Below are 23,864 nucleotides of genomic sequence, written 5' to 3'. Positions count from 1 at the left end.
TTCGTGCCGGGCCGCGACCTGCGTGCAGCCGCAGTCTAGCCAGGCACGGCCCCTGACCTGACGCCGGGAGCGGTTCACGCGCCCGGTGGAGGGCGAGGGCTTCGGCGGCGTAGCCGACGCGCGCCGGCTACGCCGTGACGCTCAGGACGAGCGGTTGGTGCCCGCGGGGCTGTTCATGCCGACGGGCGTGGAGGCCGTGGGGCGGTCGGCCTGGCAGCGCTGCTTCTCCGACGCCGTCATCGGGCCGGTGCGCTGGTAGACGCGGTCGGACAGTTCGGTGGCCGGGTAGTCCAGCACGGTGTAGAGGCGCCACTCGGTGTTCGGGTCCGCGGGAGCGGGATCGGATGTGAACCAGCCGTCGGTGCGCCGGCGGCCGGCCTGGGTCTCGATCCACGCGGCCTCCGAAGGCTGGAGAACCTCGGTCACCGTGTGGTCGCTCCTGGCGGCCCAGGCGGGATTGGTCGCGGTCCCGGCGGCGAACTGATGGGCCATGTTGCTCGGCGTGCCCGTGGTGCCGGGAAGGCCCGCGGTGGCGGGCAGGTCCCCGTAGGAGCGCCCGGTGAAGGCGACCGGGCGCGTGCGGGTCAGCGCGTTGCGGGTGCAGTTGATGTAGGTGTCACCGTTGACCTGGGCCGGCTCGTAGTACGCGTACGAATACTCTCTCTCCGGCTTGAAGACGCACCTGCCCGGAGCACCGCTGCAGTAGTTCACCGCTTCGGCCACCGGCCTCGCGTCGTTGCCGTAGAAGGCCTGAGAGGGCGGCAGGCCGGTCTTGGGAATGGTCTTGTCGACCGGCGGCGGCACCTGGACCGCCCGTACGTCGGCGATCAGCGGGCCGCAGTTGCCGCCCGCGTTGGCGGGGGCGGGCACCTTCGAGGTGAAGGTGAGCAGCGGCTCGTGCTCGGAGGCGGTGAAGGTGTAGGTCTGCCCGGTGCGCCACACCCCCTTGCCGAGGGTGTTGAGCTTCTTGTCCGGGTCGGGGGCGGTGGTCCGCTCGCCGACCTCGCCCCCGGCGCCCTCGACCGTGTACGACTGGCCCTGGGCGACCGACGCCGGTGTGCAGGCGGCGGCGATTCCCGGGCTGTCGTCGAAGGTGACGGTCACCTGGGCGCCCGCGCGCACCCCGCGCAGCCGCTGTTTGAAGCCGTAGGCGGCGGCCGGGAAGCGCAGCATGACGGCGGTCTTGCCGTCCGGATGTCCGGAGTCCGCTCCCGCGTAACGCCCGACCCCGGCGGCGGTGCCGGATCCGGCGGTCGAACCCACCGACCAGCCTTGCACCGGTCCCCAGTTCACGCTGCCGCCGGGAAGGGCGGGGAGGACGAAGTCGCCGTTGACGACCGCGACCGGCCTGCTGCCCGCGCTGCCGGAACCGCCTGGCGCGTCGGCGTACGCGGGCTGGACGGCCGCGGGCAGGCCGAGGCAGAGGGCCGCGGCGAGGCCGGCGGCCCGGACCGTGCCGATCCCGGCACGGGTCTGCATGACATTCATGTCGATCTCCATAGATGAGGGCTGGCGGAACGGTCAGGACGGCCGGAACGGAAGCACGGTCCGCTCTCTGAGCCGAGCCCCCGGCGGCAGGGCGGAAAGAGGCGTCATCGCGTCGACGCGGCGGGGGGGCGGGTTGACGTTGTCGTCCGCGGCGGTCGTGGCGTGCGGATGCACCTGCTCGCAGGTGTTTCCGCCCACGACGAAGGTCTCGGCGACGAAGGTGCTGGTGTTGACGGACGACGGTCCGGTGACGACGACGTTGTGGATGTGCAGGCCGTTCGGCACGGTGATCGTCCCGGCGACGCGCTGCATGGCGGCGCTGGCGCCGAAGACCAGGGCGTCCCCGGGCCGGACGACGGTGGTGTAGGTGGTCGACTCGGTCTGCTCGCTGGTCCAGGTGTGCTGGTAGGCGAGCTTGAACGCGCCCTCGAAGGCGCCCTTGAGCCCCAGGGAGCCGCCCACCTTGCCGCTGCCGTTCGCACCGGCCTTGGCGCCGAAGGTCGCGCTGGGGCCCTGCTGCTTGTTCGGCGTGTCGAAGCTGCCGCTGCCTTCGGCGTTCACCGCGGCGGAGACCTCGCCGGAGGCGTTGAGCTGGCCCTCCACCGCGATCTTCCCGGTGATCTCGCCGCCGAGGTTGTCGCTGCTGCCGGTACGCAGGGTGATCTGGCGCGCCACGGTGATGTTGTCGTCGGTGCAGTTGATCGCGGCGTTGCCCAGAGACTTGACGGCGCTGTAGAAGTCCCCGGACCCGGCCTTGTTCACGGCGAACCGGCACGCCCCGGGGTGCGCGGCGCAGTACTCGGTCACCGGACGCACCGACGGCAGCGGCCTGTCACCGTCGAACGCCCGCGCGGTCGGCAGGGTCGGCTCCGAGCCGGCGGACGCCGCCATCGGAAGGAACGTGATCAGGGCGACGGCGGACAGCACCGGCGTCCGCCGGGCCAGAGATGTCATGAGGCTCACTTGTTCATCAACTCGCACAGGCCGGTCAGCGAGGGTGAACCGTCGGCGGCTTTGAACGCGGCGGGGAGCTCCGCGGCGAACGCGTCACAGGTGGAGTTCAGCGCCGACGCGGCGTTGTCGGTCGGTGCGGGCTTGAAGGCGTCGAGCTCCTTCCGGACGTCGGCCATGCCCTCTCGCTGCTCGGCGTCGTCGCCGATGAGGTCGCGCATGCACTGCTTGCCCTGCGCGGATCCAGGAGGGCACTGGTCGGCCTTGTCCTTGGCGGCGGCGATGTCCTTCTTGGCCTCGTCGGCCTCCTTCCTGGCGTCCTCGCGCCCGGAGTCGACGCCCTCCCGGTCCTGCCCGGAGGCGCCGCAGGGCTTCGGCTCCCCGTTGGGGCAGGGCTTGTCGTCCGGTGGATCCGGCTCCAGTACGGCGGCTCGGGCGGCGGTCGTCACCCCGGCGTGAGCGGGGGCGAAGGCAGCGGAGGCGACGAACGTCGAAGCCACTGCGAGCGTGGCGAAAGCGCCAGCCAGGCGAAAAATGTGCATGTCCTTCTTCCGGCGATTCGGAACGGATGACTCAGGCGTCGAACAGACGCACAGCTGCAGAACGTAGTCACGCACTCCCGGTAAGTAAGATCAACACGCCGGGTGACGCCCCTATCCGGGGACGCCGTCACGCCCTGATCGCCGGACCTTGATCACGCCTTTCACGCGCCTTTGTGGCCTGAGACCGCGATCCGAGCCGAGGCCGATATTGACTGCCTTCAGTGATCCGCCCACAGGATCCGTCCATGCGCCTTCACTGAGAGACAGGGAGACACGCCCATGCCGAAAATCAGGTGCTCCGCGCTGATGACCTCGACCATCGCGTCAGCCGTCCTCGTCGTGTTTCCGGCTGCCGCCCACGCGGACACCACCAGCTTCAACATGCGGATCATCAACAAGATGGACGGCAGCCGCATGTCACTGTCGGGCGACGCGGTCGCGGAAGGGACCCGGGCTGTCACCCTGCGCGCCCCTACCATCCAGCACAGGTCGGCCCGCTGGACCATCGTCGAGAAGGACGACGGTTTCCTGGTGATCAGGAACGAGGTGGCCGGCAAGTGTCTTCAGCCCGCCTCCGGTGCCCCGAACGCGGGAGACACGCTGGTCGTCAAGACGTGCGACGGCTCGCCCCTCCAGGACTGGTCGCGCCGGGACGAGGTGTCCGAGACCAACGTCAACACCGAATGGGGCAGCCTGCGGCCGCGTACCAACACCTCGCTCGCGATAACCCTGCAGACCTACGAGGCCTCCGGCACCTGGGACCACATCTACCTCGACCAGGACCAGAACTCCAGCGACAGGCTGTGGCACTTCACCCGCCCCGACGCCGTCGTGTGGTGACATCTCGGACGGCGCCTCTTCGATCCACCAGGGCGTACACCAGACGGCAGGCATGCCCGCGCCCGCGAGCTTCGGGGGCGGTCCGCAGCTCGCGAAAGGCCGGGACCCGTCGCGATCCGGGCCGCATCACCGGGCCTCTCGCCTTGAACCTCCCGTCGGGGGAGGTCGTAGCGTTTCCGGCGTGAGCGGGAAGGACGACGCCGGACGACGGTGGTCCATCGGAGAACTGGCGCGGGCGACCGGGACGACCGTGCGCGCGCTGTACCACTACGACGAGATAGGACTGCTCGTCGCGAGCGAGCGCACGCCGTCCGGGCATCGCCGGTACACCGAACGCGACCTGCGCAGGCTCTACCGCGTACGGGCGCTGCGCGGGCTCGGGCTGTCGCTGGAGGAGGTCGCGGACGTCCTCGCGGACTCGGCGGACGACCCGGAGTCGCTGCGCGCCCTGCTGGCGGAGCAGTTGCGCAGGCTCGACGAGCACGCCGAGCGGATCGGCGTGCTGCGGCGGCGCATCGGTGACCTGCTCCGGCAGGCCGGCGACCCGTACGGCCCCGATCCGGATCGATTGATGACGACGTTGGAGGTCATGTCAGTGTTCGAGACCTATTTCACCGAGGAGCAGCGCGGCCGGCTCGCGGAGCGCAGGGAAGCGCTGGGCCCCGAGGGCGTCGAGGCCGCCAGACGCGAGTGGGCCGGCCTCGTGGAGGAGGGCCTGCGGCACTTGGAGGACGGCATCCCCGCGGACGACCCGCGGGCCCGGGACCTCGTCCGCCGCTGGGACGCGCTGGCGGGCCGGTTCCACCCGGAGGGTCCCGCGGGCGCGGAGACCGCGGCGGCGGCCCGCAGGATGTGGCGGGACAACAGCGCGGAGATCGGAGGGAGCCTGCCCTGGCCGGCCGAGCGGATGGCCGGTCTGGTCGCCTACCTGGAGCAGGCCCGCCAGGCGGGCTGAGCACGTCACCGAAGCGGGCGCGGGGCCGGCCGCGCCGGATCCCGGAGGCGGCCCTCGGGGCGGGGTGAACCTTTCACCGGTTCCGCCACGTCGCCCGAGCGTTCGGCTCGGCGGGGGAGCGGGAGCGTTGACCCGCCGTAGGGACCGGCCTACCGTGCGGGTCGCACGCCCCCGTCCCTGATGTCAGCCGGAGGTCCCGTGTTCCGCACCACCGCAGCGCGCCTCGTCCCCCTGGCCGCCGCCGCCCTCGTGGCGGCCACCGCGCTCCCCGCCTCGGCCGGGGTCGTCGATCCCGCTCCCGTCCGCCCCCACCAGTACTTCTACGGTTTCGTCAACGGAGAGACCGGCCACGCGACCATCAAGATGGCGTGCTTCGGGCCGGTATATCCAGGACAGACCGGTCATCCCTTCGCCGGGCAGACCGTGGAGGTGCGACCAGTCGCGATCTCGTCGTCGGCGGCGAGCGCCGGCTACACCGGCAGCGGCGGCACCACGATCGCGGTGGACCTGGGCGACCCGTCGACCGTTTCGAGGGCGCTCACGCTGGGTTACTACGGGGTCAAGGCCGAGATCCCGGTCACCGCGACGCTGCCGTGCTACGGCACCGGGAAGGTGACGTTCACGCCCGTGCCCACCAGCTGGACCGCCCGTACGGCGACCGTCGTGGTCGACTACGTCGGCCAGCCCTGATCGCATCATTTCGCCAGACCTTCGGGGCGTTTGGCTCGGACCGGAGGCGTTCGCCCGCCTGGAGCGGGCCCGGCACGATCGTGCGTTTCGCGGCCGTCACGCTCCACGGCAGCCTGGCGCGCTCCTCCCGTGGACGAGGGCGGCCGGTGGCCGGGCGCCGAACACCCCGGTCATCGCCCTGCCTCCGCCCTGCCTCCGCCCTGCCTCCGCCCTGCCACCGCCCTGCCTCCGCCCGGCTTCCGGGCGGAGGCGCCCGGCGGTCACTTCTTCGGTTTGAAGGTGGCGGCGATGGTTTCGAACGTCTTCTTCTTCTTTTTCCAGCCCTCGTCCTGGGTCTTGAAGAGCAGCGCGTAGCCGTTGTTCTTGTCGGTGACGAACCCGCGGTCGATCACGCGTGACCGGAACCGGCTGTCGCCGAAGGTGAACTCCCAGTCGGCCGCGGTCTTCCAGAAGTCCTTGACCTCTCGGATCGCGATGAGTTTGTAGCCGGGGAAGTTCCGGCTCATCCCCGGCACGTCGCGCCGCCAGACCTTCAGGGCGTCCGACTCGGGAGTGGAGGTGTGGTGAACCTCCAGATAGGTGTGCGAGTCGCCGCGGAACCGTACCTCGCCGTTGCCGCTGCCGTCGACGTGCCACCCCTTCGGCAGCGCGAGCGAGAAGCCGCTCGAGTGCTTGTACTTGTGCCAGCCGTCCGGGACGTCCCCCGGCCCGGGGGTGTCGGAGCTCTTGGAGGGCTCGGGAGACGGCGTGGCCGTCGCCTCCTCCGAGGGGGACGCGGACGGCTCGGCGGAGGACGGCGCGGCCGAGGGGGGCGCCGAGGCGGAGGGCTCCTTGGTACCCTTCCCCGTTTCGGCGGGGGCGGCGGCCGACCCGGAGGAGCGGTCGCCCTCCGAGTCGCTCCTGCCCGCCCGTACGCCGAGGTAGCCCGCGACACCCACGATGACCACCAGGCCGACGAGCATCAGCGCGGCCTTCAGCAGGCCGCCGGGTGCGCGCAACGTCCCGGACGTCGTGGTGGTGTCGTGCCAGACGGGCTCTTCCTGGGCGAACACCGCGGGTGACTCCTGCGCCCCGCCGAAGGCGCCGCCGGCCGCGCCGCCGCCGGCCGTGGCGCCCGCGCGCCTGGAGGCCGCCGTGGTGTCCGCCGTGTTCCCCGACATGTTGCCCGACATGTTGCCCGCTGCGGTGCCCGCCATGGGGCCCGTACGAAGCCGGTCGCTCGCGCCGTTCCCTGCGGTGGCCGCGGCCGCGCCGGACGCGGTCCTCTTCGAGGCGTCGGTCGTGGCGTCCCCGCCGGGCTTTCCGGTGGGCCGCCGGTTGGAGGTCCCGCCGACGGCGGGGGAGATCCTGGTGCTGCCGTCGCGGGCCTCCGCTTCGGGCCGTCCCCGGCCCGCGGCGGCCCCGCCGCCCTTTCCGGCCTCGTCTCGGCCGCCGGTCGCCGGGCTCGCCGAGGGCTTCGTACGGGTGGGCGGGGCGGCCTGCACGCCGGTCTCCGGCATCACGTCGGCCTGCCCCGGCTCGTCCGAGGCTCCTTCGCCCGAACCTTCCTTGCCCCCGGCGGGCTCGGCCGAGCCGGGGGAGCCGTCGTCCTGGACGACCGGGATGGGCGAGGTGGTCTCGCCCGGGCGCGCGGCGTCGCCGGCCGCGGAACGTCCCGCGCCGTCGTCGCTCCGGCCGGGCCCGGCCTCCGGCCCGTCGCCGTTCCGGCTGGGCGCCGGGGAATGGTCGTCGCGCCGCGCGGACGCGGCCGGAGGGTACGGCGTCACACCCCGGGACGCTCTGCCCGGCTCGGACCCGGCCGCGGACGTCCGGGGCTTCGCGGGCTCGGAGGCCTCCGGCGTCGCAGGCCGCGGCGAAGCAGGCGCGGCGGAGGAGCCCGGCGCGGCAGGAGAGGCGGCGTCCGCGGGGGCGGAGGAGGAACCGGGCGCCGAGGAGGAACCGGGCTCGGAGGCGGAACCGGGGGCGGAGACCGGCGCGGCGGGGGAGACGGGCTCGGCGGGCGCGTCGGGCCGGGCCGGCGGCGGAGCGAGGTCCCGCGCCGCCCGCTTGAGCTGGCGGGCGAGTTCGTCGTAACCGGGCCGGTCGGCGGGCTCCTTGGCGAGCATGCGCATCAGCACCGGGCCCAGCGCGCCCGCCCGGCGGGCCGGGGCGGGGTCCTCGTTCAGCACGGCGTGCATGGTGGCCATCGCCATGCCCCGGTCGTGCGGGGGCCTGCCCTCCACCGCGGTGTAGAGCGTGGCGCCGAGCGACCACAGGTCCGACTCGCGCTGCGCGGCCTCGCCGCGGAGCCGTTCGGGCGCGATGAAGGCGGGGGTGCCGACGAGGCCGGTGCGGGTCATCGTGTTGTCGGCTTCGAGCCGGGCGATGCCGAAGTCGGTCAGGACGACCCGGCCGTCATCGGTGAGCAGCACGTTCTCCGGCTTCACGTCACGGTGCAGAACGCCCTGGCGGTGGGCGGCGCGCAGCGCGTCGAGGATCTGCAGCCCGAACTCGACGGTGCGCTCGGGGGACAGCGGGCCGTCCTCCCTGATCACCTGCCCCAGCGAGCGGGACTGCACGAGCTGCATGATGATCCAGGGCCGGTCGTCCTCCTCGATCACGTCGTGGACGACCACCACGTTGGGGTGGGTCAGACGCCCCGCGGCGCGCGCCTCGCGCATGGTGCGGCGGTTGAGGTCGCTGAGCTCGTCGCCCATGGCGCTGTCGTAGCGGACCTCCTTGACCGCGACAGGGCGGTCGAGCAACTGGTCGTGGGCCCGCCAGACCACTCCCATGCCACCCCGGCCGATCGGCTCCATCAACTGGTACCGGCCTCCGACGAGCCGGCTCTCCGCACGCGCCACCCGAACCCCTTCCTGGACCCATGAATCGTCCCACGGATGGCAAAGGGATCAACCGCCCCTAGCACTCGCCATCCCGAGATCCGAGACAAATCGGTTCGAGTCGTGGTTCCTCGCTGCTAAGGTCCTAGATATGGGTAGGTACAGCTCGTTTACGAGGCCGGTTCCGGGAGGGCCGGTCGCGCTCGTGAGCTAGCGACCATCCGGAGCCGGCTTGAGGCAGGGACGCCAGCGTCTCTGCCTTTTTCGTTGTCAGAACCACCTGGCCAGAGCTTTTTCTGATCAGAATTTCCCGGCCTGCGAGGAGCCCGCATGTCGAAGGCAGCCCAGCTCGACCGCGACGCCGTACGGATCGGCGACCTGGTGATCGGTCCCGGGCTCCCCGTGGTGGTGATCGGCGGGGAGGACGCCCGGTGGCTGCGTCTGCCCGCCGCCGGTGACTCACCGGAGGCCCGGTCTGTCCGGCCCGCCGGCAAGGCGGTCGCGGAGGCGGCAACGGAGGCGGATGCGGAGATGGCCGGGGGGACGGCTGCGGAGATGGCTGAGAGGGCGGTTGGTGAGGCGAGGGCGCGCTGGGCCGGGCCGCTGCTGGTGGAGCCCTCCTCGGCCGCCGACCTGCCCGCCGTGGCCCGGCACGCCGACGCGGTGGTGCTCGGACCGGCCTGGGTACGCGAACCCGGCCTCGTCCGCGCCGCGGCCCGGCTCGGGCTGCCCGTGATCATCCAGCGGGGGAACGATCAGCGGGGGCGTGCGGTGACGCTGGAGGAGTGGCTGGCCGCCGCCGACCACTGCGCGGCCGAGGGCAACGAGGCGATCGTGCTCTGCGAGAGCGGGGGCGGGACGGAACCGGCCGGCACCGTGTCTCACCTGCCACCGTTCCAGCTTTCGCCGTCCGATCTCGCACCCGCCCCCGACTCCGGCCCTGCCTCTGATTCTGCCTCCGATTCCAACTCCGGCGCCGCCCTCGCACTCGGCCTCGCTCCCGACTCAGTCGCCCACGCGGCTCCTGATTCAGCCCTTCACTCAGCGCCCGACCTCGCGCTCATGCGCGCCGCGCGGGAGCGGACGGGACGGCCGGTGCTCGCGGCGCTGGGCCGTGACGGCGGCCTCGCGGGCGCGGCCGTCGCGGCGGGGGCGGACGGCCTGCTGCTCGACCCCGCCGCGCCGCCCGAAGCACGCGCGGCGGCCGGCGAGGCGGCGACCCTCCTGGCGGCCCTCGTCCGGCCGCAGTCCCCGCGGACCCTGACCGAGGCCCGGGGAGAGATCGACCGGGTGGACGCGGCTCTCGCCGTCCTCCTCGAACGACGGGCCCTGCTGGCCGCGCGGATCCAGCGGCTCAAGCCCGTCGGCGGCTTCCGGGGACGGGACATGGAGCGCGAGCGCCGCCTGGTCGCGGGCATGGCGCGGCGCGCCCCCCGCCTCGGCGTACGGCGGCTCGCACCGATCATGAACGCGGTGATCGAGGCGGGCCTGCACGCCGCCGAAGAGGAGCGGGGCCGGGACCGGGACCGTGGCTGAGCGCCCGGGCCCCGCTGCTGCGCCCGGGTCAGGCTGCTCGCGCCCGGGTCCGCTACGCGGTCGGTGACGGCGGCCCCGTCCCAGGCGGTGAAGCCGATCCTCGGCAGCGAGGCGTGCACAGCGCCTCGTGCCGCAGCCCTCACTACATGTACGCCCCGCACGTGCCCGGCCCGGTCTGCCTCGCCCCGCAGCCGCCTCAGCCGAGGACGCGGCCAGGGAACCGGCAGAGAACCAGGCAGGGAACATGCCAGGGAACCGGCTCGCGAGTCGGCGAGGGTTCAGCCGACGTTGCAGCCGGGGATGAGAAACTCGCCGAGCCGTCCGTCGTCGCCGCGCAGCACGGCGTGGGGGAGGTCGTCCAGCCAGTCGCGCACCAGGACGTCGGCCTCGCCCTCCGTGCAGGCATGGTCGCCCGGCGGCGGAAGTGCGGCGTCGGAGAGCACACGCCGTGCGGCCTGGAGCTCCCGCTTGGCGCCGAGCTTCTCGAAGAGGGCCAGCGCCTCGGCCATGCTGTGCCTGCCCTCCTCGCCCCCGGCGGCACGGCCGAGCGCCGACAGTGCCCTGGCCCGCGTTTCGGTGTCGCTAAGTTCTCCGGCGAGCGCGACCGCCCGCCGGCCCCACTCGACGGCCGACGGCCCGTGGCAGACCACGCACCTGTTCGCGTACGCCGTGCTGAGGTTCAGGAAGATGATGGCCTGCGCGGGACGGTCGTCGAGGTCGCGGGCGGTGGCCAGGGCGGCGCACAACTGCCACAGGATGTACGTCGGCGTGCTCTTCGGACGGCCCGCGAGGTAGGTGAGCGCGAGGTTGGTCCGCGCGTGCATGAGGACGGCGGGATGGCCCAGTCCGCGGGTGCCGAGAATCTGGAGCAGCGTGACGGCCTCGGTCAGCACCTTCGCCGCCTCCGCGTGACGCCGCCTCGCGCGCAGCGTGTCGCCCAGTGCGACGGCCGCGTGCGCCCTGCCGCGCAGGTCGCCCGCGAGGGTGCAGATACGCAGGTCGCGGCGATGGCAGTCCTCTGCCTTCACCAGTAACCCCATCCGCAGGTACGTCAGCCCGAGGTTGTGCAGGATCCGACCTTTGGCCCGCTCGTCGACGGCCAGGTCGAGGGCCGTCTTCAGGTGGGCGACCGAGTCCTCGTAGCGCCCCGCGAGGCGATAGGCGTTGCCCAGGTCCGCCTCGACCGCGAGCACGGCGCGTGGCCCCAGCCGTCTGGCCGCGTCCAGGGCGACCGGCGCCATGGCGAGCCACTCGTCCGTGAGCCGGCGGAACTCGAAGTAGGCGGGAAGGCTCACCGCGAGCGCGTGCGACCGCTTCCAGTCGCCGTGCCCGGCGGCGGCGGTGACGGCCGCGACGAGAACCCGCGCCTCGGCGTCCAGCCACGCCACCGCCTCCTCCCGCGAGACGAACGACGAATTCTGCCGGGCACGCTCCTCCGGCTGGGTCAGCCACGCCACGGCGGCGGGTGCCCGCGCGCAGTAATGGCCCAGGAGCCGGTCGAACGCCTCGTCCCGCCGGTCGGGCCCGGCCCGGTCGCGTGCCCGCTCCCCGGCGTACAGGCGGACGAGGTCGTGCATGCGCCACCGGCCGTACGCGTCGCCGCGCTCGACGAGATGCGCGCGGTGCAGGGACTCCAGCAGGCGGCGGGCCGGTCTCTCGTCGAGGCCGGCGGCGACGGCGGCTGTCTCGGTGGACAAGTCGGGGCCGGGGCAGGCGGTCATCAGCCGGAACACCTTGGCCTCCTGTGCGCCGAGCCGGCGGTAGGACAGCTCGAAGGCGGCGCGCACCGCACGGTCCTCGTACGTGAGCTCGTCGAGCCGGGTGGCCTCCTCCTTCAGGTCCTCCGCCATCGCGTGCAGAGGACGGGCCGGGTCGGCGGTGAGCAACGCGGCGACGATGCGCAGAGCCAGCGGAAGCCCGGCGCACAGACGGGCGACGTCCGCCGCCTCGGCGGGCTCGCGGGCGACCCGGGTGTCGGCGTCGCCCCGGGCCAGGCGGAGCCGCCGGGCCAGGAGATCCACGGCCGCGCCGGGCGCGAGCATGCCGAGGTCGAGGACCCGCGCCCCCACGTCCAGCGTGTGCCGGGAGGTGACCAACACCTTCCCGGTGCCGGGCAGCAGCGGCCGCACCTGCTCGGCCGAGGAGGCGTTGTCGAGGACCAGCAGGATCGGGCGGCCCTCCCCGGCGTACGCGTCCAGCACCGTCGCGAACAGCCGGGCCCGGTCCTGGATGTCCGGAGGGATGCGTCCGGGATCCAGGCCCAGCGCCCGCAGCAGCCCTCCAAGCACCCGGCCCGGCCGCGCCCCACACTGGTCGCCGTGGTCGCGGCCGTGGTCGGCGCTCTGGTCGTGGTCGGCGTTGTGGTCGTGGTCGTAGGGGTCGCTGTAGCCGTGGAGGTCGGTGAACAGCACGCCGCCGGGAAACCAGCCGCGCTCTCGCGCGAGGTGCGCGGCCTGCAGGGCGAGCTCCGTCTTGCCGGCGCCGCCGAGGCCCGTGACGAGGGCGATGCGCGGACGGAGCTGCTCGTCACCCGTACCTGCAGCGCCCTCTCCGGAACTCGCGTCCCCGGTACTGGCGTCCCCGGTACTGGTGTCCCCGGTACTGGCCTCTGCGGAGTTGGGGCTCTCGGGCGGGCCGAGCACGTCGAGTAGCGCGGCCAGCTCGGTGTCCCTGCCCGTGAACCCCTGTGTCGGCAAGGGCGCGCCGGACAGCGCCGGGGTCACCTCTGGCGGAAGCTGAACCGTGATGGTGTGGCCCTGGATCACCGTGTTGAGGAATAGGCCGCCACTGATCGTGTTGCGGGTGGCCGCCACGCGTTCAGTCCTTTCGCTCGCGCTCGCGGGGAGCGGCCGGGCCTGGACCGGAGACGGCCGGTCCGGTGATCGTGTGCCCTTGGACGACCGGGCCGTGGAACGTGCCGCCACTGATCTCGTTGTGAACTCCGCTGCTCACTGTGCCTGTCTCGGTGCCTGTCTCGGTGCCGGTCCCAGTGCGGGTCCCGGTTGCGGCGGCAGCTCTGTTCGCGGCGTCGTTCCCCGGAGCCCCCTTGCCGCTCGCCGGGGTGCGCGCATGCTCCCGGCGGGTCAGCAGCAGCCCCCAGACTCCGACGGCCAGGCTGACGAGACCGACGAAGAGCCCGATCACGCTCGCGAGTTTGTCGGCGTCGTCCAGGCCGACCGAGGAGAGGTACACGGCGAGCGCCGCACCGGCGACGAGCGCGGCGATCCCGCCGGCCCATGTGAGAACACGTCCGCGCATGCTTCCATCATCGTCGGGCCGGAGCGTTCGGGTCGATGGCTCGTCGGCTTTCCGCCGCCTGCTGTGGTGGTTGCTGTGGTGGCTGCCGTGGTGGTTGCTTCGTGGCTGCTTCGTGCGTGCTTCATGGGTGCCACTGAGCGTTCAGTGCCTGCTTCGCCGGACGCTTCGCGGAGACGCGGCGTGGAGGCGGGCGCCACTCGCCCTGCCACTCGTCCTGCCCCGCGCTCTGCCGTCCCTCCTGCCGTCCCGCCTGGCTCCCGTCCTGGCTTCCGCACTGCCACTCGTCCTGCCGGTGGCCGCCGGTGCGCCGCGCGAACCCGTGCGGCCGGGCGTACGGGCCACGGAGGCGACCGGCGGGTTGTGGCCCAGAACGCGGGCGAAGGTCCGGGCGACGTCAGGGCCGAAGACCCAGGCGAAGGTGTGGGAGAAATCGTGGCCGGCCGTCGGGAAGCGCATCGTGGTGACGGCGGGGACGGCCCGGCCTCCTCCCGCGGCCAAGGGAATCCGGCCGCCTCCGGCGGCGAAGGGGAGCCTTCCGGGTCCGGCGGCGAGAGGGTGGCCGCCGTTTACGGGCGCGGGGGTCGCCCGGCTCCCCGCGCCGCCGGAGGCCGTACCGCCCGCTTGGGACGCCGCGTCGTCGTCGTGCCGCCGGTGTTCGGCCTCCCGCTTCTTTTTCTCCTTCTGCTTCTTGCGTTGCTTCTCCAGCGCCTCCTTCAGACCCGGCGTGAAGCCGCCGCCGAACCGGGACATGTCCGGCGGGGTGAAGTCGTACGCCGGGGTGCCCCGCAGGGCGGCGCGCATGGAGTCCACCCAGATCGGGCCGGGCAGCGAGGCGCCCTGCACGGCGCCGTAGTACCGGCCGCCGATGGTGACGCCGGTGAGCGGGTAGCGGTAGGAGCCGCGGATGTCGCCGACGCTGACGGCGGCGGCCAGGCCGGGCGTGTAGCCCGCGAACCAGGCCGAGGTGTAGCCGTTGTTCGTGCCCGTCTTGCCCGCGGCCGGGCGGCCGATGGACTGGCCGCGCATCGTGCCCTTGCTGAACACCCCCGTGAGCACATGGCTCACCGCGTCGGCGACGGCCGGCTCCAGCGCGGTCACGCAGGCGGGCGGCACCTCGGTCCGGGTGCCGTCGTGCTCCACGACCGCCGCGATGGCCATCGGCCTGCAGTAGAGGCCACGGGCGGCCAGCGCCGCGTACGCCGCCGCCACGGTCGTGGGGTCCATCTCGTTGGCGCCCAGCGTGAAGGTCGGCACCTCGCGGAGCGGCGTGCCGTCCGCCCGCCGGATGCCGAGCGATCGGGCCGTCGTGACCACGTCGCACAGCCCCACCTCGCGCTCCAGTCGCATGTAGAAGATGTTGACCGACTGCCAGGTGCCCATCTCCAGGCTGTACGGCCCGCCGCCGCCCTCGCCACCGGCGTTGTGGATGACCGTGCGGGGGTCGTTCACCGCCCTGCCCGAGCAGTCGCGGTAGCCGTACGAGGGGACGTACGAGCCGGGGATGGTGAAGCCGTCACCGAACCGCATCCCCTGCTTCAGCGCGGTGGCCAGCGTGAACACCTTGAACGTCGAACCCGCCTGGAGGCCGAGCCCGCCGCCGTGCGCGACGTCGGCCGCGAGGTTGTAGGTGGTGTTGCGCCCGAGGTCGCGGTCGTGCGGGTTGCGCCCGTACCGCTTGCTCACCGCCATGGCGCGGATGCGCCCGGTGCCCGGCTCGATCATCGTCTCCGACGCCACCTGGTTGTCGCGTGGGCTGACCCGCGCGGTGACGGCCCGGTCCGCGGCCCGCTGCGCGGCCGGGTCGATGGTCGTCCAGATCGTGAGGCCGCCCCGCTGGAGGCGTCGTTCCCGGTCGGCCCTGGTGTAGCCGAACGCCGGGTTCGTCAGCACCTCCCGCTCGACGTACACGCAGAAGAAGGGGTAGGCGCTGCCCGCGCAGCCGCCGGGCTCGGGACGCAGGTGCAGCGCCAGCGGCGTGGCCGCCGCGTCGCGGGCCCGGTCCCGGCCGACCAGCCCGAGCTCGGCCATCCGGCTCAGGACGAGGTCGCGCCGGGCGCGCAGCCGGTCTCTGTGGTCGTCGCCCAGGGAGGGGTCAGTGTCGTACGGCGTGCGCACGGCGCCGGCCAGCGTCGCCGCCTGCGTCAGCGTGAGGTCGGCGGCGTCGACCCCGAAGAACCGCCGGGCCGCCGCCTGGACCCCGAAGGCGCCCGCGCCGAAGTACGCGATGTTGAGGTAGCGCTCCAGGATCTGGTCCTTGGTGTACTTGCGTTCCAGCGCCAGCGCGTACCGCAGCTCGTCCAGTTTGCGGCGGAAGGTGCGTACGAGGGCCTGCGCCCGCTCCTGCTCCGTCTCGGCCTGGTTGAGCATGATGTTCTTGACGAGCTGCTGGCTGATGGACGAGCCGCCCTGCCGGATGCCGCCCGCCTGGGTGTTGGTGACGAGAGCCCGCAGCGTGCCCTTGAGGTCCAGGCCGCCGTGCTCGTAGAACCGGGAGTCCTCGATGGCCACGATGGCCTGCCGCATGACCGGGGCGACCATGCTCAGCGGCACCGACTGCCGGTTCTGGTAGTAGAACTGCGCGATCTGCCGGCCGTCGCGGTCGAGCAGCCGCGTCATCTCGGGCAGCGGCTCCTCACGCAGCGGCGCGGGCAGCTCGATGAACGCGGACGCGGCACGCTTGGCCGCCAGACCGGCCCCGCCCACGAAGGGCATGACCAGCCCGGCGACCAGTCCGCCCCCGGCCGCGCCGCACAGGCTCAGCGAGAGGACGGCGCGGCCGAGACTGACGTGGCCGAGGAGACGAGAGGTCACGGGATATCAGTGCGACCTCCGGCGTTTCCCCAAACCCGGGAGGCGGAAAGCTTTACGTCAGCCTGTTGATCTTCAACCCGAGGGAGGTGAACTGTTCGAACGGCCTGTGGTATCCGCGTTCGATGTGGTTGACGCCGCGCAGGGTCGAGGTGCCCTCGGCGACGGCGGCGGCCAGCACCGCGGAGAACCCGGCGCGGATGTCGGGGAGCGTGACGTCGGCCCCGCGCAGGCTGGAGATGCCCCGCACGACCGCCGAGTGCTTGGCGTTGGTGTCGTGGTAACGGCAGGCCGGTCCGCCGAGGCACTGGGCGAACACCTCGATCTCGCACCCCATCTTCTGCAGCGCGGGCACGTACACCAGCCGGTTCTCGAAGACCGTCTCGTGCAGCACCGACATGCCCTCGGCGCGGGTGAACAGCACCATGAGCGGGGTCTGCCAGTCCGTCATGAAACCGGGATGGGTGTCGGTCTGCACCGCCGCCGCGCGCAGGCCGTCCGGGGCGGACGCGCACAGCCAGTCGTCGGTTATCTCGAACCGCGCGCCCATCCGGGCGAGCGTCGTGATGGCCGTGACCAGCCGGTCCTGGTGACAGCCGTGCACCCGCACCTCGCCGCCCGTCACCAGCCCCGCCACGAGGTACGAGAACGCCTCGATGCGGTCGCCGGCCAGCCAGGTGGAGGCGCCGTGCAGGCGCTCGACGCCCTCGATGACGATGCGCCGGTCGGGGCTGAGCTCGATCATCGCGCCCATGCGCTGGAGGAACAGCGCGAGTTCGACCACCTCGGGCTCCATGGCGGCGCCCTTGATGACGGTCTTGCCCTCGGCGAGGACGGCGGTCATGAGGATCGTCTCGGTCGCGCCCACGCTGGGATAGGGGAGCGAGATGCGGCTGCCGCGCAGCCGCGCCGCCTTGGCCGAGATGCCGTTGTCGCCGACCTCGATCTCCGCACCCATCGACCGCAGCGCCTCGACGTGGAAGTTCACCGGCCGCCTGCCGATCGGATCGCCGCCGACAAGCGGCACGAACGCCTCGCCCGCCAGGTGCAGCAGCGGGCCGAGCATCAGGATCGGGATGCGGTTGAGGCCGGTGTACTCCTCCGGGACCCGCGGCCGTATGTCGCTGCCCCGCTCGATGGTGATCTCACCGGGGGTGATGTCCACATGGATGCCGAGGGCTTCGAGCATGGCGGCGGTCAGCCCCACCTCGCCGACCTCCGGCGCGTTCTGCAGGGTGCTCGGACCGGTCCCGAGCATCGCCGCCACCATGTGCTTGGAGACCGCGTTCTTCGATCCCCGGACCTCCACGTCGCCCCGCAGCGGGCCCGACGGGTCGATCTGCCATACCTCTTCGCTCACTCGGCCTCCTTCGCCCAGACCGTGCCGTGCGTCCCCCGCACTCGGTGCTGCAAGAGTACGGGACCGAATTCGATCGCTATGTGAGTACTATCGGGACGGTGCGGCATGTGAGGGGCAATCTGGCGACAGTCGTGGTGACCGTCCTGGTGCTGGCCCTCCTGGGTGTCGTCGCGGGGTACGTGTGGTCGGTGCTCGCCCCCGGCACGCGTTACGTGCTCATCGAGGGGACACGGCAGCCCCTCGACCCGGAGACGCAGTCGCTCATCGAGGCCGACGGCTGGTTCGCCGTGGTCACCGGCGCGTTCGGCCTGGCCTCCGGCATCGTGGGGTACGTGCTGTCGCGCCGCCACCCGCCGGTCGAGGTGCTCGTCGGGCTCGCCGCCGGCGGCCTGCTCGCCGGGTACGTCGCCCTGATGGTCGGCACGTCCGCGAAGGGAACCGTCCAGGCGGCGGGACCCGGCGGCTTCACCACCACGACGTCCCTGGGAGTCACGGCGTACGGCGTGCTGTTCGCCTGGCCCCTGCTGTCCACCGCGGTCTTCTGGGTCGTCGAGTTCGCCGTGAGCTACCGTCAGCGCGAAGCCTGACGCCACCGGCACCGGACGGCTTCACACCGGCGGACCCGCTCTCTCGCCCTGCTCTCTCGCCCTGCTCTCTCGCCCTGCTCTCTCGCCCTGCTCTTTCGCTTCGGTCTTTCGTGCGGTGAGGAGCCGGTCCGGCACGGGTGCCTCCGTTACCCGTGCCGGACCGGAGTCAGGGGGTCGCGACCGCCCTCCGGCACAAGCCTGTCGTGCGCCGGACCTGCACCACAACCGGTTTCAGGCCTGCCTGAAAGGGGCCGGGCCGCAGAGGCTCGCAACCGGCGGATTCAACGGCAGTATCGTGATCAGTGTCATGCTGAAACTGGAGTTCACCGACGCCGACCTGCGCCAGATCACCGTGGCCGCCGCTCCTGACGCGGTGCTGGAAACGGCCCTCAGCGTGCGCCGGTTGCGTACCGGGCCGGGCGCCGGGACACGGTCGAGCCCCGGTCTGCGGCGGCTGCGCCACGTGGTGAACGGCAGCCTGGCGGCGCGGGCGGGGGTGCTCCTGGAGGTGGTCCCGCCCGACGGCTTCCTCCCGGATTTCCTGCTCCAGCCGGAGGCGCGTGACTTCGCCACCGGCGTCGAACTCGTCGGCCAGGTGCCGGCGAACCTGCTCGCCGCCGACATCAGCGAGCTGCCCGCGTCTCCGCGGCCGAGCCGCTGGCTGCGGGAGCTGGCCTCCGGGGACGCCGCGGCGCGGCGGACGCTCGCCGCCGACCTGCACAACTACTTCGGCTCGTCGCTGGCTCCCATGTGGCCGCTGGTCCAGGCCGGTGTCACCGCGGACCGCTCCCTGCGCGCCGAGACCCTGCTTCGCGGCGGCATCGACGCGCTGCTCGCCACGATCAGCCCCGGGTGGCACTGGCGGCCTCCCGTGCTGGAGATTCCCTCGTCGCTCGACTATCACGTCCCGCTGTGCGGCCGCGGGCTGCTGCTGGTCCCCTCGTACTTCGCTCCGAAGGTCCTGCTGACCTGGCGTCCCGACCAGCCCACCGTGCTGGTCTACCCGCTGTGCCAGGACTACAGGGCCGGCTTCGCCGATGCTCTCGGCCCGCTGCTCGGGCGTACCCGGGCGGCGGTTCTGGCCGCGCTGCGCGATCCGGCGACGACGACCGCCCTGGCGGAGCGGGTGGGGGTGTCGCTCGCCTCCGCCAGCCAGCACGCCACGGTCCTGCGCAACGCCGGGCTGGTCGCCACGACCCGGTCCGGCGGAGCCGTCCTGCACGCGCTGACCCCGTTGGGAGCGGCCCTCCTGCGGGGCGACGCGGCCGCCGGCTGAGCCGCACCGGCCGGATCTCCCACGCACTGCGTTACCTGTTCACAGTGTCACCTGTTCACAGTGTCACCTGTTCGGCGGTCACCCTGTCGGCTCAGGCAGCCGGGGAGCCGTCCGCCAGAAGCCGGTCGCCTGCTCGAACGCGTGCCCGAGGCGCAGGACGTCCATGTCGGCCCATGGCCGGCCGACGATCTGCAGGCCGACGGGGAGCCCGTCAGATGTGAAACCACAGGGCACCGACATGGCGGGCGCATGCAGCACGCTGATCCAGTAGCAGGAGCGCATCCAGGCCAGGTAGTCGGGCATCTCCACCCCGGCCACCTCCGTTACGTACGGCTGCCCGATCGGGAACGGCGGCACCTGGCTCACGGGCGCCACCAGGAAGTCGTACCGTCCGAAGAAGCGCCGCATGCGGTGCCAGAGCCGGGTGCGCAGGCGTTCGGCCCGCCCGAGGTCGGCTCCGGTGACCTTCCGCCCCTGTTCCACGTTCCACGCCACGTTGGGGCCCACCTCAGGGAAGTCGCCGAAGGCGAGCGCGTAGTGCCACGACCGGTAGACGCGGAACGCCTCCTCCGCGTCGGACAGGTCAAGGTCCACCTGTTCGACCTTCACGCCGAGGCCGGTCAGCGCCTCCACTGCCCGCGCCGTCACCGCCGCGGTACGCGGGTCGACCGGCAGGCCCCCCAGATCGGGACTGAAGGCCACCCGGACGGACGTGAGGTCCATGTCCAGAGGTTCCGCGAAGGCCGACCCGTCCTCACGAATCGAAAGCGGCGAGACCGGGTCGAACCCGGCGATGGCCGACATGAACAGTGCCAGGTCGCCTGCTGTGCGGGCCATGGGTCCCGCGACGCTCAGAGCGAACCAGGCCGCCGTCGGCGACTTCGACGGCACCCGGCCGGGAGTCGGCCGCAGCCCCGCCACGTTGCAGAACGACGCGGGGTTGCGCAGCGAGCCGCCCATGTCCGAACCGTCGGCGAGCGGCACCATCCGGCAGGCCAGCGCCGCCGCGGCCCCGCCGCTGCTGCCGCCCGCGCTCTTCGACAGGTCGTAGGGGTTGCGGGTCGCGCCGAAGACCTCGTTGACCGTGTGCGACCCGGTGCCGAACTCGGGGGTGTTCGTCTTGCCGAGCGCGATCCCGCCCGCCTCGCGGATGCGCCGCACCAGCGGATCGTCCTCGACGGGAACGTGATCGGCGAACGCCCGCGAGCCGTACGTGGTCCGCACGCCCGCGGTGTCGGCGAGGTCCTTGTGCGCGACCGGGATGCCGTGCAGCGGCCCGCGCACCAGGCCGCGTGCGAGGTCCTCGTCGGCCCGTGCCGCCTGGTCGAGCGCCCGCTCAGCGGTCAACGTCACGATGGCATTGACCTGCGGATTCGTCTCCTCGATCCGCCGCAGGCACGCCTGCGTCAGCTCGACGGCGCTGACCTCCCGCGCTCTAAGCAGCGCGGCCATCTCCGTCGCCGTCAGGTCCGCCGGCCCGCCGTCGTGGTGGCTGACATGTCCGCCGTGTTCGCTCACGTTTCCCCCGTTCCTCGGCTATCGCCAGTGTCGAGGGGGCGAGCCGTACCGGCGATGGCAACAGTCGACAGGTTCACACCCTGGCGATGGGGGCGGTCACCGCCTGCGCGAGCCGGACGAGGTTCTCCGGCGCGGTCTCGATCTGCAGGCCACGCCGCCCCGCGGAGAAGTAGACGGTCTCGAAGCCGAGCGCCGACTCGTCCACCACGGTGGGCAGCCGCTTGCGCTGGCCGAGCGGGCTGATGCCCCCGACGACGTAGCCGGTGATCCGCTCGACTTTGGCCGCGTCGGCCATGGCCGCCCGCTTGCCCTTGAGCGCCGCCGCGAACGCCTTGAGGTCGAGCTTGCCCGCCACCGGCACGACCGCGACCGCCAGACCCGCCTCGGTCTCCGCCACCAGCGTCTTGAAGATCCGCTCGTACGGCACTCCGAGCGCGTCGGCCGCCTCCTCGCCGTACGCCTGCGCGTTCGGGTCGTGGTCGTAGGGGTGGAGGGTGAACTCCGCCTTCGCCTGCGTGAGAGCGACCGTCGCCGGAGTGCTCTGGCCGCCCTTGCTCTTGGTCTTGCTCACGACCGCAAGCCTAACGGCGTCGCTCCCGCCGTCTCCGCCGTCCCTGTCGTCCCTCGCTCCTGCTGTCCCTCGTCCCCGCGGTCCCTCGTCCCCGCGGTCCCTCGTCCCCGCGGTCGCCCGTCCCCGCGGTCGCCCGCCCCGTCTGTGCCGATCCCGTCTATGTGGATCCCGTCTGTGCCGACCCCGCGCGCCGTGCCTGCCCGTGCCCCGTCTGCCCGTGCCCCTCTGGCCATGCCCCGCCTGCCCATCCCCGGCTGTCCGTGCCGAAGTTGCCCGCGCCGGTATTCCCTGGCACCGGTCGGGGGCAGGGCATGGGTTGGCCAGGGTCGGCCGTACCAGCGGGCTCACTCGCGTTGCCGGAAGGAGGCGAAGCGGCCAAGGTAGGTGAAGCCCCAGCGGTCTTCGCCGACCTTCCGCCGCAGGTAGCGGCCGGGACGGCGGTAACGGTCACGATTGTGGAACTGGCAGGCCGGTCCCAGCAGCTTCAGGTCGGTCAGCCCTCCGCTGCTCCAGTTGTCGGCGTGGTCGATCTCGCACATCGTGGCGGGCAGCGGGCAGCCGTCGACCCAGCAGGTCGCGTACCGGGCGAAGACCGCCCGGCGTTGTGCGGTCGTGGCGAGGCGAACCTTCCGCCCCATGTCCAGCACCTGCCCGTCCGCGTCCATGACGATCCGGACCAGGGTGCTGGTGCGGGCCAGACGGTGCACGCTGGAAATGGGCAGCATCTGCCCGGTCGCCAGCAACAACCCGGGCGCGGTTCCGAGCAGCGCCCACGCCAGAGCCGTCGGTGTGCCGGGCCCTCCCTCCGGTTCGTTCGGTGGTCCCTCCGGTTCACCTGGTATCTCGCCAGGTCCGCCTGGTGTTTCTCCCGGCTCGCCTGGTGTCCCTCCTACGCGGTGGGACGCTCCGGGAGCTTCTTTCGACTGCTCCGAGTTCGGCCCTGGCACAGCTCCCGGCAGCGTCTCTGCGGCTGCTTCGCCTGCGTGCCGCGTGTTGCCGTGCTCATCTCCATGCTCATCTCCGCGCCCACCAGACGGCCCACCAGAGGGCCCACGAGGGCAGGGGCGGCAGGCGTCATGGCCGTGGTCGGATTGGGAGCTGCCACCCGAAACCTGGTCAGCAAGATCGTCGTCGGCTGTAGCGGTGCTGTCCGGGCCTCTGTACCGGGAGCAGTCAGGTTCGGCTTTCTTCGCGGGGATCGGCTCCTCGCCGGGAACGGGGCCGTCGTGGGGGACCGGCTCTTCGGCGGAAACAGGGCCCTCGGCGGAAACAGAGCCCTCGGCGGGCACGGGGCCATCGGTGGGAAGGGATTCGGCTCTGACCATCACGAGCAGTTCGGCGGCGACCTTCTGCCCGAGGAGCGCGATGAACGCGTCCGCGTTGCGTACCCGTCGCGGCCGGTCATCGCTCTCGGCTCTGGGCTTGCCGTATGTCTGCAGCAACGCCATCAGGCGCGCGGCCGCCTCGCGAGGAAGATAGAACTGTCCTTCCACTCCGCCGTTCTTGGTCGGACGTACCGTCATGAAACGCCGCTGGTAGTCGGCTTGCTCGTCCTGTTCTTCCCCGTCGGGATCCAGCACGGCCCGCAGGTACCGTCCTGCCTTGGATACCTCTGCGGCGGTTGCCTTTTTGGCCAGCTCCACCAGAATCGGCTCAGCCAGCGCGGCATCCTCGTCCGACAGCCCGGCCGTCGCAGCGCAGACGGCCTCCGCCACCCCAGCCGCCATCTCGCCTGTGGCGAACCGCCGCGCCACATCAGGCAGCCGGGGCAGTTCCTCGCTGAGAGTCAGCAAACGACTCGCTCCGGGCGTGCTCATTCCGCCGACGGTGCGCAACCAGGTGCGCGTCGAGGCGTGCCCATGTTGCTTGGCCTCTCCCGTCCGATGTACGCGGCCGACACGCTCGGCCAGCGCACTTGTGATCCGGTCGCGGGCGAACAGCAGGTCCTCGGCTTCGGCCATGCAAATCTCCGCCGCATCCGGCGCCGGCATCAACGCCAACGCCTGCGCCGTCTCTCGCAACGATGCCACCAGCGCCCAGGACGACCGTCCCCGGCCGCTGGCACGACCACCGGCGTCGGCATCCGCCGAAGCCCTGGTGTCATCAGATCCAGCGCCATCGAATTCACCGTCGCTGGGTCCGTTGTCCCCGGGCGCGTTGCTGGTGTATCCGTGGTCAGCGCCAGGAACGGCCGTCCCGCCGCTGGTCGCGTCGTGTTCGGCATCATCGCATTTATTCGAACGATGAAGGTCGCCAGGATCAAAGCCGAACAGGCCCATGGCACCTCCTCATCTTCTTATTCGAAACCCTGTATGAATTCTCCCATGCCTCCTGCTGGCGAGAACAGCCTCGACCATTGAATTGTTGGAGTTACAGATTGCCGTCGAGAAATTGATTTCCAGTGGTATTTTCCAAATTCGTCCACTTCTGTCCCGTGCCGTGCCGTGCCTGCGGCGGCACACCAGAGAAGGTGAAACGCACGATGCCGGCCGCGCGGGTGGGATGGGGAGGGCCGCGGCGGCGTAGGCGGCGTATAGGGGTGGGCAGGCCTCGGTGCCGTCCGTCCGGGCGCGGCAGGCGCAGGGCAGGGTGCGGCAAGGGCGCGGCGGAGGCGGTGTGGTTAGGGCGCGGGCCGTGGCAGGGCGCCGTGTTCTGAACGGCG

17 protein-coding genes are annotated in these 23,864 nt (G+C 72.2%); 6 read left to right on the top strand and 11 right to left on the bottom strand.

The annotated features are described in order from the left end of the window. Window positions 1-141 precede the first annotated feature (141 nt). The 3 genes from HHX40_RS00850 to HHX40_RS00840 are packed head-to-tail and all read right to left on the bottom strand — an operon-like array spanning window position 142 to window position 2,939. Window positions 142-1,488, bottom strand: coding sequence for a hypothetical protein (locus HHX40_RS00850; RefSeq protein WP_182879057.1), 1,347 nt, complete (start codon window positions 1,486-1,488; stop codon window positions 142-144). A 33-nt stretch (window positions 1,489-1,521) separates the two neighbouring features. Further along, a complete protein-coding gene (locus HHX40_RS00845; RefSeq protein WP_182879056.1) occupies window positions 1,522-2,442 on the bottom strand; it encodes a hypothetical protein in 921 nt (306 codons plus the stop codon). 5 nt (window positions 2,443-2,447) lie between these two features. Beyond that, window positions 2,448-2,939 carry a hypothetical protein gene (locus HHX40_RS00840; RefSeq protein ID WP_182879055.1) on the bottom strand — a complete coding sequence of 164 codons (492 nt, stop codon included), beginning with the start codon at window positions 2,937-2,939 and terminating at the stop codon, window positions 2,448-2,450. A gap of 321 nt (window positions 2,940-3,260) precedes the next feature. On the opposite strand from HHX40_RS00840, the gene HHX40_RS00835 reads away from it, so the two are divergent. From HHX40_RS00835 to HHX40_RS00825, 3 genes are all read left to right on the top strand, one after another. Next, window positions 3,261-3,821 (top strand): RICIN domain-containing protein, encoded by a 561-nt coding sequence (locus HHX40_RS00835; protein WP_182879054.1) that lies wholly within the window; start codon window positions 3,261-3,263, stop codon window positions 3,819-3,821. Between the two features lie 181 nt (window positions 3,822-4,002). After that, on the top strand, window positions 4,003-4,776 hold the full coding sequence (locus tag HHX40_RS00830; protein ID WP_220498522.1) for a MerR family transcriptional regulator: 774 nt from the start codon (window positions 4,003-4,005) through the stop codon (window positions 4,774-4,776). Window positions 4,777-4,974: 198 nt separating this feature from the next. Then, window positions 4,975-5,466: a hypothetical protein gene (locus HHX40_RS00825; protein ID WP_182879052.1), complete on the top strand. Its 492-nt coding sequence runs from the start codon at window positions 4,975-4,977 to the stop codon at window positions 5,464-5,466. Window positions 5,467-5,726: 260 nt separating this feature from the next. On the opposite strand, the gene HHX40_RS00820 is transcribed toward HHX40_RS00825, so the two are convergent. After that, the gene (locus HHX40_RS00820; protein WP_182879051.1) at window positions 5,727-8,309 is read right to left on the bottom strand and encodes a serine/threonine-protein kinase; all 2,583 of its coding nucleotides are present in this window, start codon (window positions 8,307-8,309) and stop codon (window positions 5,727-5,729) included. A gap of 309 nt (window positions 8,310-8,618) precedes the next feature. Between HHX40_RS00820 and HHX40_RS37505 the strand changes: the two genes are divergently transcribed. Next, window positions 8,619-9,824, top strand: coding sequence for a chorismate mutase (locus HHX40_RS37505; RefSeq protein WP_310737886.1), 1,206 nt, complete (start codon window positions 8,619-8,621; stop codon window positions 9,822-9,824). 278 nt (window positions 9,825-10,102) lie between these two features. On the opposite strand, the gene HHX40_RS37500 is transcribed toward HHX40_RS37505, so the two are convergent. The 4 genes from HHX40_RS37500 to murA all read right to left on the bottom strand — a co-directional run bounded on the left by HHX40_RS37500 (window position 10,103) and on the right by murA (window position 17,250). Beyond that, window positions 10,103-12,637 carry a tetratricopeptide repeat protein gene (locus HHX40_RS37500; RefSeq protein WP_182879050.1) on the bottom strand — a complete coding sequence of 845 codons (2,535 nt, stop codon included), beginning with the start codon at window positions 12,635-12,637 and terminating at the stop codon, window positions 10,103-10,105. A 4-nt stretch (window positions 12,638-12,641) separates the two neighbouring features. After that, window positions 12,642-13,082, bottom strand: coding sequence for a hypothetical protein (locus tag HHX40_RS00805; protein ID WP_182879049.1), 441 nt, complete (start codon window positions 13,080-13,082; stop codon window positions 12,642-12,644). A gap of 141 nt (window positions 13,083-13,223) precedes the next feature. Next, window positions 13,224-15,893 carry a transglycosylase domain-containing protein gene (locus HHX40_RS00800; protein WP_310737885.1) on the bottom strand — a complete coding sequence of 890 codons (2,670 nt, stop codon included), beginning with the start codon at window positions 15,891-15,893 and terminating at the stop codon, window positions 13,224-13,226. Between the two features lie 52 nt (window positions 15,894-15,945). Continuing rightward, on the bottom strand, window positions 15,946-17,250 hold the full coding sequence (gene murA / locus HHX40_RS00795) for a UDP-N-acetylglucosamine 1-carboxyvinyltransferase (RefSeq protein WP_111697408.1): 1,305 nt from the start codon (window positions 17,248-17,250) through the stop codon (window positions 15,946-15,948). 98 nt (window positions 17,251-17,348) lie between these two features. Between murA and HHX40_RS00790 the strand changes: the two genes are divergently transcribed. Together HHX40_RS00790 and HHX40_RS00785 are read left to right on the top strand one after the other, a co-directional pair. After that, window positions 17,349-17,837, top strand: coding sequence for a hypothetical protein (locus tag HHX40_RS00790; protein ID WP_182879048.1), 489 nt, complete (start codon window positions 17,349-17,351; stop codon window positions 17,835-17,837). Window positions 17,838-18,144: 307 nt separating this feature from the next. Further along, the gene (locus HHX40_RS00785; RefSeq protein ID WP_182879047.1) at window positions 18,145-19,113 is read left to right on the top strand and encodes an ArsR/SmtB family transcription factor; all 969 of its coding nucleotides are present in this window, start codon (window positions 18,145-18,147) and stop codon (window positions 19,111-19,113) included. Window positions 19,114-19,191: 78 nt separating this feature from the next. Here the strand turns inward: HHX40_RS00785 and HHX40_RS00780 are convergent, their stop codons facing one another. From HHX40_RS00780 to HHX40_RS00770, 3 genes are all read right to left on the bottom strand, one after another. Then, on the bottom strand, window positions 19,192-20,631 hold the full coding sequence (locus tag HHX40_RS00780) for an amidase (RefSeq protein WP_310737884.1): 1,440 nt from the start codon (window positions 20,629-20,631) through the stop codon (window positions 19,192-19,194). A 73-nt stretch (window positions 20,632-20,704) separates the two neighbouring features. Further along, the gene (gene ybaK, locus HHX40_RS00775) at window positions 20,705-21,202 is read right to left on the bottom strand and encodes a Cys-tRNA(Pro) deacylase (RefSeq protein WP_111697411.1); all 498 of its coding nucleotides are present in this window, start codon (window positions 21,200-21,202) and stop codon (window positions 20,705-20,707) included. Between the two features lie 344 nt (window positions 21,203-21,546). Further along, on the bottom strand, window positions 21,547-23,481 hold the full coding sequence (locus HHX40_RS00770; RefSeq protein ID WP_182879046.1) for an HNH endonuclease signature motif containing protein: 1,935 nt from the start codon (window positions 23,479-23,481) through the stop codon (window positions 21,547-21,549). Window positions 23,482-23,864 lie beyond the last annotated feature (383 nt).

Origin of the sequence: Microbispora sp. H10949 (assembly GCF_014161435.1) — a bacterium.
GTDB lineage: Bacteria > Actinomycetota > Actinomycetes > Streptosporangiales > Streptosporangiaceae > Microbispora > Microbispora triticiradicis.
Note: the sequence above shows the minus strand (reverse complement) of the source record. Positions and strands in the feature narration are given on the sequence as shown.